At 69.5% G+C, this 12,674-nt stretch carries 11 protein-coding genes and 1 riboswitch; of the genes, 7 read left to right on the top strand and 4 right to left on the bottom strand.

Annotated elements, in window-relative coordinates; genetic code table 11:
* Position 1 precedes the first annotated feature (1 nt).
* Positions 2 to 1,042, bottom strand: a complete 1,041-nt coding sequence (ribD, locus tag AC1C2S_RS02075) for a bifunctional diaminohydroxyphosphoribosylaminopyrimidine deaminase/5-amino-6-(5-phosphoribosylamino)uracil reductase RibD (RefSeq protein WP_495350880.1) — start codon at positions 1,040 to 1,042, stop codon at positions 2 to 4.
* Between the two features lie 87 nt (positions 1,043 to 1,129).
* Positions 1,130 to 1,272, bottom strand: a riboswitch (FMN riboswitch).
* Between the two features lie 38 nt (positions 1,273 to 1,310).
* Entirely contained in the window at positions 1,311 to 2,318 is a 1,008-nt protein-coding gene (locus AC1C2S_RS02070) for a sugar-binding transcriptional regulator (RefSeq protein ID WP_495350879.1), read from the bottom strand.
* A 121-nt stretch (positions 2,319 to 2,439) separates the two neighbouring features.
* Here AC1C2S_RS02070 and AC1C2S_RS02065 point away from each other — a divergent pair, with 121 nt between their 5' ends.
* The 3 genes from AC1C2S_RS02065 (at position 2,440) to glpK (ending at position 6,769) form a co-directional block, all read left to right on the top strand.
* The gene (locus tag AC1C2S_RS02065; protein ID WP_495350878.1) at positions 2,440 to 4,188 is read left to right on the top strand and encodes a glycerol-3-phosphate dehydrogenase/oxidase; all 1,749 of its coding nucleotides are present in this window, start codon (positions 2,440 to 2,442) and stop codon (positions 4,186 to 4,188) included.
* Between the two features lie 289 nt (positions 4,189 to 4,477).
* Positions 4,478 to 5,191, top strand: a complete 714-nt coding sequence (locus tag AC1C2S_RS02060) for an MIP/aquaporin family protein (protein WP_495353176.1) — start codon at positions 4,478 to 4,480, stop codon at positions 5,189 to 5,191.
* A 63-nt stretch (positions 5,192 to 5,254) separates the two neighbouring features.
* Positions 5,255 to 6,769 (top strand): glycerol kinase GlpK, encoded by a 1,515-nt coding sequence (glpK, locus tag AC1C2S_RS02055; RefSeq protein ID WP_495350877.1) that lies wholly within the window; start codon positions 5,255 to 5,257, stop codon positions 6,767 to 6,769.
* A gap of 7 nt (positions 6,770 to 6,776) precedes the next feature.
* Here the strand turns inward: glpK and AC1C2S_RS02050 are convergent, their stop codons facing one another.
* Both AC1C2S_RS02050 and AC1C2S_RS02045 read right to left on the bottom strand, forming a co-directional pair.
* Positions 6,777 to 8,066, bottom strand: a complete 1,290-nt coding sequence (locus AC1C2S_RS02050; protein WP_495350876.1) for a sensor histidine kinase — start codon at positions 8,064 to 8,066, stop codon at positions 6,777 to 6,779.
* A gap of 2 nt (positions 8,067 to 8,068) precedes the next feature.
* The gene (locus AC1C2S_RS02045) at positions 8,069 to 8,728 is read right to left on the bottom strand and encodes a response regulator transcription factor (protein ID WP_495350875.1); all 660 of its coding nucleotides are present in this window, start codon (positions 8,726 to 8,728) and stop codon (positions 8,069 to 8,071) included.
* Between the two features lie 137 nt (positions 8,729 to 8,865).
* Here AC1C2S_RS02045 and AC1C2S_RS02040 point away from each other — a divergent pair, with 137 nt between their 5' ends.
* From AC1C2S_RS02040 to AC1C2S_RS02025, 4 genes are read left to right on the top strand one after another with little or no spacing between them, the layout of a single operon-like run.
* Positions 8,866 to 9,609 carry a hypothetical protein gene (locus tag AC1C2S_RS02040; RefSeq protein WP_495350874.1) on the top strand — a complete coding sequence of 248 codons (744 nt, stop codon included), beginning with the start codon at positions 8,866 to 8,868 and terminating at the stop codon, positions 9,607 to 9,609.
* Positions 9,609 to 10,700: a peptidoglycan-binding protein gene (locus tag AC1C2S_RS02035; RefSeq protein WP_495350873.1), complete on the top strand. Its 1,092-nt coding sequence runs from the start codon at positions 9,609 to 9,611 to the stop codon at positions 10,698 to 10,700. The genes AC1C2S_RS02040 and AC1C2S_RS02035 overlap by 1 nt, the downstream gene beginning before the upstream one ends.
* Positions 10,697 to 11,383, top strand: coding sequence for an ABC transporter ATP-binding protein (locus AC1C2S_RS02030; RefSeq protein ID WP_495350872.1), 687 nt, complete (start codon positions 10,697 to 10,699; stop codon positions 11,381 to 11,383). Before AC1C2S_RS02035 ends, AC1C2S_RS02030 begins: the two co-directional genes overlap by 4 nt.
* The gene (locus AC1C2S_RS02025; RefSeq protein ID WP_495350871.1) at positions 11,380 to 12,615 is read left to right on the top strand and encodes an ABC transporter permease; all 1,236 of its coding nucleotides are present in this window, start codon (positions 11,380 to 11,382) and stop codon (positions 12,613 to 12,615) included. The genes AC1C2S_RS02030 and AC1C2S_RS02025 overlap by 4 nt, the downstream gene beginning before the upstream one ends.
* Positions 12,616 to 12,674 lie beyond the last annotated feature (59 nt).

The following is a 12,674-nucleotide window of genomic DNA, read 5'->3' as shown; positions in this document are numbered from 1 at the left end:
GTCAGTTCCCTTCCGTAGGTATGGGGCGCGCGACGAGCAGGAGGTCGTCGCCGAGCCGTTCGATGGCGGCGAAGTCGAAGCGGAGCGCGGCGTCGATCGACGCGACGCCGAGCTCGCCGAGGGCGAGGCGCGGGCCGCCGATGAGTGCAGGCGCGAGGTAGACGAGCAGTTCGTCGACGAGCCCGGCGGCGATGAACGCGCTCGCGAGCGTCGGGCCGCCTTCGATGAAGAGCGAGCGGATGCCGCGGCGCGCGAGCTCCGCGAGGTCGGCGGGCAGGTCGGTGCCCTCGAAGAACAGGGGCGCTTGCGGGTGGCGGGTGATCGCGGCATCCGACGGCACTTCGCGCCGGCCGAAGACGACGGGCACCGGCTGCGCCTCGAAGAACCGGCCGCCAGGATCCCGCGCGGTGAGCGAGGGGTCGTCGGCGAGCACGGTGCCCGTGCCGACCGCGATCGCGTCGGCGGCGGCGCGCCGTCGGTGCACGTCGGCTCGCGCCTGGGGGCCGGTGATCCACTGGCTGGTGCCGTCAGCGGCGGCGGCGCGGCCGTCGAGGCTCGACGCCCACTTCACAGTGACGTGCGGGCGGTGGTGACGGGCGGCGAAGAGCCAGTCGTCGAGCATCGCCTCGACCTCGTCGACGAGCACGCCCGAGTCAACCTCGACCCCGGCCGAGCGCAGACGTTCGGCGCCGCCGGAGGAGTGGTCGCCCGGGTCCGCGACGGCATAGACGACGCGGGCGACGCCCGCTTCGATGAGCGCCACGGCGCAGGGGCCAGTGTGTCCCGTGTGGTTGCAGGGCTCGAGAGTGACGACCGCCGTGGCCCCCCGGGCTGCTCCGGGTGCGAGTTTCGAGAGGGCGTCGACCTCGGCGTGCGCCGTGCCGACTCCGCGATGCCATCCTTCGGCGATGACATCCCCGCCGGGAGAGAGGATGACGCAGCCGACGCGCGGGTTCACCCCGCGAGCCGGGCCGAGGGCGGCGAGTTCGAGCGCGCGACGCATCGCCGCAACATCCACTGCCGTAGGTTCGCCTGCACTCATCCGTGATCCTGTCTCAAGGCTCCGGGGTGCTGGGCGTTGCCGACCGTGTCGTCGACTTCGTGCGCCGACGGGGCACAGCTCCGCCGACACGTGCGCCTCCCATCCGGACTTTCACCGTCGGTACCGGAATTCCACCGGTTCGACCGCGGGTGCGGGGCCTCTCGGCCTCGCGCTCGCAGTTCGCGGACTGTCACCGCCGGTTCGGACTTACACCGACCCCGGAGCACGTTTCTGTCATCGATTCTAGATCAACGCTTGCGGCGCCCAGCTATTCCCCGTCACTCGGAGTCTCGACGAGCGCACGCGCGGTGCCCTCGTCGACGATGAGGTCGGTGATGAGCCCGGCGGCGAGTGCGCCGCGCAGGCTCGGGAGCTTCGCGCGCCCCGAGACGACGCAGATTCGGCGGGGCGCCCGCCGCAGCACCGCGAAGTCGGGGCCCGTCGCACGTTCGTTCAGGGCGATGCCGTCGGTCGAGCCGTCGGCGCGATAGAAGACGGTCGCGACGTCGCCGACCGCACCGTCGCGGGAGAGCGATTGGTAGTCGGCGCGCTCGAGATAGCCGCCCTGGTAGACGTGGCTCGGCACCTCGGCGAAGGGGGATCCGACGCCGAAGAGCGCGACGTCCATGCGTTCCTGCAGCTCGAGGAGGCGACGTGTGCTGCGCTCACGCCAGAAGGCGCGGCGGGTCTCGGGGTCGTCGAAGAAGGCGGGCACGGGGAACTGCTGCACCCGTGCACCGAACGCGTCGCCGAAGCGGCGCAGCAGTTCGCTCGCGTAGACGATGCCCGTCGTACGGCCGTTGCCGGCGCCGTTCAGCTGCACGACTTCGGAGTTGTGCACGGCCTTCGGCACGAGGTGGCGGCTCATCGCGCTCATCGTCGAGCCCCATGCGATGCCGATGGTCTGGTTCGAGTCGACGAACCGGCCGAGAATTCGTGCAGCCGAGAGTGCGACGCGGTCGAGCCGATCGACGTCGCTCGCATGGTCGGGCACGGGGATCACATGCGCGCCGACCTCGAATCGCTCGAGGATCTCCTGCTCGATGTGGCTCGGCAGATCGAGCGGTGAGTGGATGGAGATCTCGACCAGGCCGCTGGCGCGCGCATGGCTGAGCAGGCGCGATACCGATGATCTCGACGTGTGCAGCTCGTGTGCGATGGCATCCATCGTGAGGTCCTGCATGTAGTAGAGGTGCGCCGCCCGAAGCGCGTCGCGCGTCTTGCCCGGCACCGATTCGGTGCCCTCGACGTCGGGGGTGGTGTGCTGCTCGCTCATCCCTCTCATCCTTGCACGTTTGTTCACTCGGCTTGCAAATGCGTTCCGACGTGTTCACGATGTATTCATCCACACCAGGCATGCTCGTGCAAGCCGCCGTTCCACACCCGAGGAGGACAACTTGTCTCCGCAGCAGACGACCCCGACCCAGCCCCGCCCGTACTCGAGCGGCGAGCGAACGGATGTCGCGGCCATCCGCACCCGGCCGCGGGCCTCCGTGCTCGTGATCGGCGCCGGCATCAACGGCATCGCGACGTTCCGCGACCTCGCCCTGCAGGGTGTCGACGTCGTGCTCGTCGAACGGGGCGACTTCGTCTCGGGGGCATCCGCTGCGTCGTCGCACATGATCCACGGAGGCATCCGCTACCTCGAGAACGGCGAGTTCCGGCTCGTGCAGGAGTCGGTGACCGAGCGCAACGCGCTCATTCGCATCGCGCCGCACTACGTGAAGCCGCTCGAGACGACCGTGCCCATTTTCTCGACCTTCTCGGGCATCCTCTCGGCGCCGCTGCGTTTCCTCACGCACAAGGCCGGCAAGCCCACCGAGCGCGGCGCTGCGCTCATCAAGACGGGCCTCGTGATCTACGACTCCTTCTCGCGGGGCGGTGGCCAGGTGCCACGGCACCGCTTCCACGGGCGCAAGCGCTCGCTCGCCGAGCTGCCCGCCCTGAACCCTGACCTCAAGTACACCGCGACCTACTACGACGCGAGCATGCACGACCCCGAGCGGCTCGCGCTCGACGTGCTGTTCGACGGCGTCGCGGCGGGCGTGCACGCCCGCGCCGCGAACTACCTCGAAGCCGTCGGTATGGGCGAGCGGGGCGTGCGCCTCCGCGACACGCTCACCGGCGCGGAGTTCGACGTCGCCGCCGACGTCGTCGTGAACACCTCGGGCCCCTGGACCGACCTCACCAACGAGGAGCTCGGACGCCCGACCGCGTTCATGGGCGGCACCAAGGGTTCGCACATCGTGCTCGACAACGATGAGCTGCTCGCGGCGACCGGCGGCCGTGAGATCTTCTTCGAGCACGAAGACGGTCGCATCGTGCTGATCTATCCGCTGAAGGGCAAGGTCATGGTCGGCACGACCGATCTCGAACACGACATGCGAGAGCCCGCCGTGTGCACCGAGGCCGAGGTCGACTACTTCTTCGAACTCATCGCGCACGTTTTCCCAGCGGTGCACGTCGACCGCTCGCAGATCGTCTTCCGCTTCGCGGGCGTGCGCCCGCTGCCGCGTCACGACGATGAGGCGCCGGGCTTCGTCTCCCGCGACTACCGCATCGAGCGAGCGGATGTCCCGGAGCGCCGCGGCACGACCCTGCTGAGCCTCGTCGGCGGAAAGTGGACGACCTTCCGCGCTCTCGCCGAACACCTCTCGAACGAGGTGCTCCAATTGCTCGGCCATGAACGCACTCGCTCGACCGCCGGCCTCGCGATCGGCGGCGGCGCCGGGTATCCGACGACCGACGACGCCCGTCGCGTCTGGGCGGTCACCCACGGCGACGAGGTCGGGCGCCTCCGCGCCGAGGAGCTGCTCGAGCGCTACGGCACCCGCGCAGAGGCCTTCATCGCTTCGATCGAGGGCGAGCAGGACGAACCCCTCGAGCACCACTCGGGCTACAGCCGGCGCGAGATCGCCTGGCTCGCCGGCACCGAGCGGGTCGTTCACCTCGCCGACGTCGTGCTGCGCCGCACGAGCATCGCCTTCACCGGCGGGCTGACGGCACCGCTGCTCGAGGAACTCGCCGAAATCGTCGGCACCGAGCTCGGCTGGGACTTCGAGCGTCGCGCCGTCGAGACGGCCGGCACGCAGGAGCTGCTCGCCGAGCGCCACGGGGTCGAGCTCGAGGCATCCGTACTCCGTTGATCGAGGAGCGAGCGCCGCGAGCGTCTGCCCGTTGATCGAGTAGCGAACACGGCGAACGTCTCGAGATCCCGTTGCAAAGGCTCGCGCCTTTCTCGTCGCGCTCGATCGCCGGCGCCGCAATCTGCACGGATGTGCACCGGAATCGGCACGTTCAGGGCCGAATCGCCAGATAGCTTCGACGGAGCCTCCGGATGCCGGTCGTCTCGGAGGCCGGCACCACACCCCAAGAAAGAAGGTCAATGTGGACAATCTCGGAATCGTCTTCCTGTCCGAACTCGTCGGCACGGCGATGCTCGTGCTCCTCGGCTGCGGCGTCGTCGCGAACGTCATCCTCGCGAAGACGAAGGGCTTCGGCGGCGGCACACTCATGATCAACATCGGCTGGGGTCTCGCGGTCTTCGCCGGCGTCATCGTGTCGTACGCCTCGGGTGCCCACCTCAACCCCGCCGTCACGGTCGGTCTCGTCGCCAATGGCGCGACCGAGTTCGGATCCGGCGTTCCGGTGAACCCCTTGTCCGTGGCCACCTACATCACCGCACAGATGATCGGCGCGATCATCGGAGCGGTCTTCGTCTGGCTCGCATACAAGCAGCACTTCGACGCCGAACCCGAGGCAGGCAACAAGCTCGGCGTCTTCTCGACCGGCCCCGCCATCCGCTCGTACGGCTGGAACCTCGTCACCGAATTCATCGGCACCTTCGTACTCGTCTTCGTCGTGATCGGCTTCGGCGGCGGTCGCCAGGGCGACGGCGGGCTCGCGGCGCTCGGTGCGCTGCCCGTCGCACTGATCGTGATCGTCATCGGCACGTCGCTCGGTGGCCCGACCGGCTACGCGATCAACCCGGCACGTGACCTCGGCCCGCGCATCGCGCACGCCCTGCTGCCGATCAGGGGCAAGGGCGGCAGCGACTGGTCGTACTCGTGGGTGCCGGTCGTCGGCCCTTTGCTCGGCGGCCTGGTCGCCGGCTGGGCGGCGATCCCGCTGCTACCGCTCATCGGCTGAGCTGCGGCATCCGCTTCCCCTTCACCGTTCACCCCGCTTCACTGACAGCAACGGAGTTCTCAGATGGCTGACTACATTCTCGCGATCGATCAGGGCACGACCTCGTCGCGCGCGATCATCTTCGACAAGGCCGGGTCGATCGTCTCGACCGGGCAGCTCGAGCACGAGCAGATCTTCCCGAGGGCAGGCTGGGTCGAGCACGACCCCGCCGAGATCTGGCGCAATACGGGCGAGGTGATCGGCAAAGCCCTCGGCAAGGCCAACCTGACCCGTCACGACATCGCGGCGGTGGGCATCACGAACCAGCGCGAGACCGCCGTCGTGTGGGACAAGAACACCGGCGAGCCGGTTTACAACGCGATCGTCTGGCAAGATACGCGTACGCAGGCGATCGTCGACCGGCTCGCGGCCGACGGCGGGGTCGAGCGCTTCAAGGCGAAGGTGGGATTGCCGCTGGCGACGTACTTCTCGGGTACGAAGATCGTGTGGATTCTCGAGAACGTGCCGGGTGCGCGTGAGAAGGCCGAAGCCGGTGACCTGCTGTTCGGTACGACCGACTCCTGGGTGCTCTGGAACCTGACCGGCGGCGTCGAGGGGGGTGTGCACGCGACGGATGTCACGAACGCGAGCCGCACGATGTTCATGGATCTCGAGACCCTCGCGTGGGATGACGAGATCCTCGCCGCCTTCGGTGTGCCCCGCTCGATGCTGCCCGAGATCAAGTCGTCCTCCGAGGTTTACGGCATGGCCAATGAGCACTCGTTGCTGCGCGAGACGCCGATCGCCGGCATCCTCGGCGACCAGCAGGCTGCGACGTTCGGTCAGGCCGCGTTCGAGACGGGCGAGGCGAAGAACACCTACGGCACCGGCAACTTCCTGATCTTCAACACCGGCGAAGAGATCGTCCACTCCAAGAACGGGCTGCTGACGACCGTCGGTTACAAGCTCGGCGACCAGCCGGTGCACTACGCGCTCGAGGGTTCGATCGCCGTCACCGGTTCGCTCATCCAGTGGCTGCGCGACAACCTCGGCCTCATCTCCTCTGCCGCCGAGATCGAAGAGCTCGCGAAGTCGGTCGACGACAACGGCGGTGCGTACTTCGTGCCGGCATTCTCAGGCCTGTTCGCACCGTACTGGCGCCCCGACGCCCGCGGCGCACTCCTCGGCCTGACCCGCTTCGTGAACAAGGGCCACATCGCCCGTGCTGCACTCGAGGCGATCGCGTTCCAGACGCGGGACGTCATCGAGGCCGTGAACGCCGATGCCGGCGTCGACCTCACCGAGCTCCGCGTCGACGGCGGTGCGACCGCGAACGACACGCTGCTCCAGTTCCAGGCCGACATCCTCGGCGTGCCGGTCGTTCGTCCGGTCGTGGCCGAGACGACGGCCCTCGGCGCCGCCTACGCTGCGGGCCTCGCGGTCGGCTTCTGGTCGAGCCTCGACGAGCTTCGCGCCAACTGGCAGGAGGATAAGCGCTGGACTCCGTCGATGGATGACGCGGAGCGTGCCCGCCTCGACCGCAACTGGAAGAAGGCCGTCTCGAAGACCCTCGACTGGGTCGACGCCGACGTCGTCTGACTTCTGGTCAGGCCCGATCCGGGGGCAGTCTCAGTACCGCGATGAGGCCGCCCCCGGCCCTCGGTCGGAGCTCGAGCGAACCTCCGTGCGCCGCCGCGACGGCGCGCACGATCGACAAGCCGAGCCCGAAGCCCGCCCGGTCGGCGCGACGAGAGTCCTCACCGCGGAAGAAGGGCTCGCCGAGCGCCGCCACCTCCCCATCATCGAGCTCGCGCCCGGTGCTCTCGACGACGACACCGCTCCCGTCTGCATCCGGCCGCACCTGCACGAGCCCCCGCTCGTCGTTGTAGCGCACGGCGTTGTCGAGGATGTTCCGCACTGCGAGACGCACGAGCTCCTGGTCGCCGATGGCCGTCCAATCGAGCGGCGCATCCAGTTCGACGTGCACACCGCGAGCGGCCGCCTCGGATGCCAGCACGGCCGTCTCGGACGACACCAGTGCCGCGACGTCGAGGTGATCGTGCTCGGCCGCCCGCAGCCGCCCTCTCGCGAGCAGCAGCAGTGCTGCGATGAGCCGCTCGCTGTGGGCGTTGGCCGACAACGCTCGCCGCACCGCCGGCTGGAGCTCCGTGGGCACGCGCCCCTGCTCGAGCGGGATCTCCAACGCCGCCCGCGTCACCGTGAGAGGGGTGCGGAGTTCATGCGACGCATTCTGGATGAACCGGTCCTGGGCTTCGAACGCCGTGTGCAGCCGGTCGAGCATGCCGTCGATCGTGTCGCCGAGCTCCTTGATCTCGTCATCGGGCCCGGTGAGGTCGAGTCGGCGATCCAGATCGTCGGTGGTGATGCGCCGCGTCAGCGCTGTGACCTCTGAAATGCGGCTGAGCGAGCGCCGCGCGAGCCATCCGGCGAGCAGAGTGGCGATCACGGCGAAGACGGCGAGCACGGCAAGCGATCCGATGAGCAGACTGCCGAGCACCTCCTCCGACAGGGCGACCGAGAACCGGTCGAGCGTCGCCTCGAGCCTCTCGGGCGAGATCGACTCTCCGCCTTCGGTCACCATGTCCCGTGAACCTGTGAACGGACCCTCGCCGTCCTCGAGCACGACGCAGTTGCCCTGGGTTCCGGTGCCGCCCGCGGCATCCGTCGTCTGCACGCTCGTGCACATCGCGCCCGTCGATGCAGAGTCGAAGAAGCCCTGTACGAGCAGGAACTGTACGGTGAGCAGTACGACGCCGCCCGCCACGAAGATCGACGCGATCGTGAGCGTGAGCCGGGTGCGAAAACTCCACCGCCGTGGCGAGGCGCGGCCGGTCCTCGACGGGCGAATGCCGACGGTGGGGTCCTGACGGGACATGTTCACTCGATCCGATAGCCCAGACCGGGCACGTTGTCGATCAGCCACGGGTGGCCGAGCTTCTTGCGCAAGGTGTGCACCGCGAGCCGCACGGTCGCCGCGGTGTGATCGCCGCGTTCGTCCCAGGCGAGATCGAGCAGCCGACTCGCCGTGAGGTAGCCTCCGTCGGCGACGAGCAGCGCCTCGAGCACGGCGAGCTCCCGACGGGTCAGCCGGATCGGCCGGCCCTCGCGTTCGGCGAGTCGACGCACCGGGTCAAGTCGCACGCCGCCGCGCTCGAGCAGCACGTCGGCTGCGGCATCCGCTCGCCGTCGACCGAGGGCGCGGATGCGCGCGAGCAGCTCGACGTAGGCGAACGGCTTCGCCAGATAGTCGTCGGCTCCGAGATCGAGGCCCCGTACGCGATCGGAGACGGCGCCGGCGGCGGTGAGCATCAGAATGCGTGCCGGATGCCGCTGCGCGACGAGTGTGCGGCAGACCGCGTCACCCGACAGCACCGGCAGGTCGCGGTCGAGGAGCACGACATCGAAGTCGCCGTCGGCGAGCCGGCGGAGCGCTTCTGCGCCGTCGGGTGCGACGCCGACTCCGAAGCCGTCGAGCCGGAGACCCTCGGCGAGCGTCGCCGCGAGTTCGGCCTCGTCCTCGACGATCAGCACGCGCATCGATTCTCCCGCCTCGATTCCGTTCCTCGTGTCGATTCTGGACCCCGGGGCGTTTGTCGAGCGTTTGCCGGGCCATGACGGAGAGCGAACACCTTCGAGCCTAGAACTGGTTGTAGTCCACCGATGAGGAGACCGCCATGTACCGAACAACACACCGACCGGCGTTCACGAGACTCGCCGCGGTCGCCGTCGCCGCGAGCTTCCTGCTCACGGCGTGCGCGGGCGGTTCGCCCGAACCCGAAGCGACCCCCGGCGTCGACGCCGCGACGGAGCGCTTCGTCGCGTGCCTCCAGGCGGGCGGCCTCGACGCGCGCACCGATGAACACGACGGGCGAGTGCTCGTCAAGGTGCCGATCGAGGTCGACGCCGAGGGAAAGCTCGAGGCGCAGGGGGCACCGCCGAAAGGCGGGTCGGGATCGTCGTCGCTGATCGTCATCGACGACGCCGTCTACCAGGGTGTCGACTCGGCGGAGGGCTTCCCCGAGGAGTACGGCATCGCGCCCGTCTACGCCGATTGCGAGGCCGAGGTGCCCGAGTTCGAGCAGCCCACCTCCGACATGGGACCAGGCGGGCCCGAGGCGGACCCCGAGGTGCTCGCCGCCCAGACCGAACTGCAACTCGCCTTCTCGGCATGCGCCCGCGAGAACGGCGTCGCGGACTTCCCCGACCCCGCCGACGGTGCGATGGTCATTCCGGCGAGTCTCGACGCAGCGACCCTCCGCGAGCTGCTCACGACGTGCTCGACGGAACTCGCCGACGGCGATGCGCCGCTCGCGATCAGGCTCGAGGCTGGTGCGCAGGAAGACCTCGGGGCTGTGTTCGAAGAGTTCCCCGAGCTCACCGACAACGGCCTCAGCATGTCGATGCAAGCGAGCGAGTGATGAACACGTCGAAGCGCCGCCGCACGGTCACGGCCGCCGCGAGCGCCTCCGTACTGGCGCTCGCCGGGGCCGGTCTCGTCGGCTGGATGTGGTCCGCGGACCCCGGTGGGTCGCCGCCATCGGCAACGAGTGATCTCATCACTCGACCTGCCGAACGCGTCTCGCTCACGAGCGGGCTGCTGCTGTCGGGAGTGCTGAGCTACGGCGACGCCGTCGAACTCGAGGGCACCGGGGCCGGCGTCGTGACCGCCCTGCCGGCTGCCGGCGAGGTGATCGCCATCGGGCAGCGTCTCTACGAGGCGAGCGGCGCGCCGGTGGTGCTGTTTCGCGGTGAGCGACCGTTCTGGCGGCCGCTGCAACTCGGCATGACCGACGGCGCCGATGTGCGCCAACTCGAGCAGAACCTCGCCGACCTCGGCTTCGCCGCAGGCATCGACCTCGACATCGACGAGGAGTTCACCGCGAACACGGCTGCAGCAGTGAAGGCATGGCAGGCCGCACTCGGCGTCGAGAAAACCGGCGAAGTCGCCCAGGGTGCGATCGTCGCGGCCGACGCACCGTCGATCCGCGTCGACTCGCTCGTGAAGCGGCTCGCCGAAGGCGACGGGGGCGTCGTGCTCGAGTACACCGCGACGACGCTCCGCGGCTACGCCGACCTCACCGACGCGCAGGAGCGTGAGATCGCGGCCGGCACGCCGGTGATGCTCACCCTCAAAGACGGCGCGGAAGTGGCCGGCACCGTGCAGTCGATCGAGCCCGCGGTGCCCGCGACCGACGAGCAGTCCGAGGACGAGCCTGCGCGTGCGGTCGTCGACGCCGAGTCGCAGGAGCCGCTCACCTCGGTCGGCCCATCGAGCGTGCGGATGAAACTCGGCGAGGAGACCGTCGATGACGCCCTCGTCGTGCCGGTGACGGCGTTGCTCGCCGCAGGTGACGACGGCTACGCGCTCGACGTGGTGCGCGGCGGCGAGACCGTGCGCATCCCGGTGGAGATCGGCCTCATCGCCGACGCCCGGGTGCAGATCGTCTCGAGCGGCGGCGACGACCTGGACCCGCTCGAGGCCGGCGAGGAAGTCGTGGTCGGCACATGAGCGCCGCGGTGATCGAGCTGCGCTCGGTGAGCAAGACGTACCCGGGGCATCCGCCCGTCGAAGTGCTGCACGAGGTGTCGATGCAGGTGCACCCGGCGGAGCTCACAGCCGTCGTCGGTGCATCGGGTTCGGGCAAGACCACGATGCTCTCGATCATGGGCACGCTCGATCGGCCGAGCTCGGGGGAGGTCGTCGTCGCCGGCATCGCGACGGGGCAACTCGACGAATCGGCGCGAGCAGCACTGCGCGCCGAGCGGTTCGGATTCGTGTTCCAGCAGTTCTTCCTGCTGCCTGCGGTCAACGCGCTCGACAACGTGGCGACCGGCCTCCTGTATGCCGGGGGCGGCATCGTCGAGCGGCGAAGCCGGGCGAGGGATGCCCTCGAGCGCGTGGGACTCGGCCACCGGTTGCGTCACAGGCCCGGCGAACTCTCCGGTGGGGAACAACAGCGCGTCGCGATCGCCCGGGCACTCGTCGGCGGGCCCGATGTGCTCTTCGCCGATGAACCGACCGGCGCGCTCGACTCCACCACGGGAGCGGGCATCGTCGAACTTCTCCGCGAAGCGGCAGCAGACGGCGCCGCCGTCGTCGTGATCACGCACGACGAATCGATCGCCCGGTCTCTCGACCACCGAGTCGGGCTCCACGACGGGCGCATCGTGACAACCGAGGCCCTCCGATGACGCGCGCGACCAAGCCACGGCGGCTGAGCGCCCTCGAACTCCTGCGCACCGCGGTCGCCGGGCCTCGCAGCCGCCCGTTGCGCACCGCCCTGTCGGCCCTCGGCATTGCGATCGGCATCGCCTCGCTCACTGCGATCACGGGCATCGCGGCATCCGACCGAGCGCAGCTGCTCGCGGAACTCGACCGTCAGGGCGCCAATCTCCTCGTGATCCAGCCCGATACGGATCCCGCGGGGGACCCCGTCGCGATCCCGTCGACGGCCGCCGAGATGGTCGACCGGGTCGACGGTGTCGACGCCGTCGGAGTCATCGAGAAGGTAGCGGATGCCGCTGCCGTGTATCGCACCTCGATCGTGCCGGCCGCACAGACCGGCGGACTCGGCGTGCGCGCCGTGAACCTCGACCTGCTCGACGCGCTCGGCGGGCGGGTTGCCGACGGCGTCTGGTTCGACGCGGCGAGCGCCTCGCTGCCGACGACGGTGCTCGGCGCGACCGCGGCGGCCCGCCTCGGTGTGGAGGAGTTCGGCCAACGCGTATGGATCGGTGGCGAGTGGCACGTCGTCATCGGCGTGCTCGAGCCGGTCGGACTCGCGAGTGAACTCGACTCGATGGCCTTCGTCGGCCAGGAGTGGGCGGCGCAGCGATGGCCACAGCCCTCGATCGATCCGGCCGCCCTCATCGACGCAGAGCAGGCCTCGCGGATCGAGAGCGTCTTCGTACGGAGCCTGCCGGGCGAAGTCGAGTCCGTTCGCCCCTCGCTCGCCCGTACGGCGAACCCCTACTCGCCGTACCTCAGCGTCTCGAGCCTCTCCGAGCTGGTCGGTGCTCGAGCGAGTGCCGACGCGACGCTCTCGTCGCTTGCGGTCGGCCTCGCAGCGATCGCCCTCCTCGTCGGCGGCATCGGCATCGCCAACACGATGGTCGTGGCAGCGCTCGAACGGCGTGGCGAGATCGGGCTCCGCCGTGCCCTCGGCGCCCGACCGGGTCAGATCGCGAGCCAGTTCCTCACCGAGGCGGCGATCCTCGCGCTGCTCGGCGGGCTCGCCGGTGCCGCGATCGGCGGGCTCGCGGTGGTCGGCTACGCGGCGACGAAGCAGAGCGTCGTCGTGCTGCCGATCGAGGTGCTCGTCGGCGGACCTGCCGCGGCACTCATCGTCGGCGTCGTCGCCGGACTCTACCCGGCGTTGCGAGCGGCCAGGCTTTCGCCGACGGAAGCGCTCCGAGCGGTCTGACCGGCTGAATGACGACCGGAGGATGTCGATCGGGTGATGACGCGATACCGCGTCATACA

It is taken from the genome of Agromyces sp. Y782 (assembly GCF_059445405.1).
This window is presented reverse-complemented; position numbering and strand designations above follow the sequence as displayed.

Coding starts and splice junctions, on each gene's coding strand:
- AC1C2S_RS02050 (WP_495350876.1), bottom strand. CDS start 8,066: ATGTCCCGTCAGGACCCCACCGTCGGCATTCGCCCGTCGAGGACCGGC.
- AC1C2S_RS02025 (WP_495350871.1), top strand. CDS start 11,380: ATGACGCGCGCGACCAAGCCACGGCGGCTGAGCGCCCTCGAACTCCTG.
- AC1C2S_RS02070 (WP_495350879.1), bottom strand. CDS start 2,318: ATGAGCGAGCAGCACACCACCCCCGACGTCGAGGGCACCGAATCGGTG.
- AC1C2S_RS02045 (WP_495350875.1), bottom strand. CDS start 8,728: ATGCGCGTGCTGATCGTCGAGGACGAGGCCGAACTCGCGGCGACGCTC.
- AC1C2S_RS02030 (WP_495350872.1), top strand. CDS start 10,697: ATGAGCGCCGCGGTGATCGAGCTGCGCTCGGTGAGCAAGACGTACCCG.
- glpK (WP_495350877.1), top strand. CDS start 5,255: ATGGCTGACTACATTCTCGCGATCGATCAGGGCACGACCTCGTCGCGC.
- AC1C2S_RS02060 (WP_495353176.1), top strand. CDS start 4,478: ATGCTCGTGCTCCTCGGCTGCGGCGTCGTCGCGAACGTCATCCTCGCG.
- AC1C2S_RS02035 (WP_495350873.1), top strand. CDS start 9,609: ATGAACACGTCGAAGCGCCGCCGCACGGTCACGGCCGCCGCGAGCGCC.
- ribD (WP_495350880.1), bottom strand. CDS start 1,042: ATGAGTGCAGGCGAACCTACGGCAGTGGATGTTGCGGCGATGCGTCGC.
- AC1C2S_RS02040 (WP_495350874.1), top strand. CDS start 8,866: ATGTACCGAACAACACACCGACCGGCGTTCACGAGACTCGCCGCGGTC.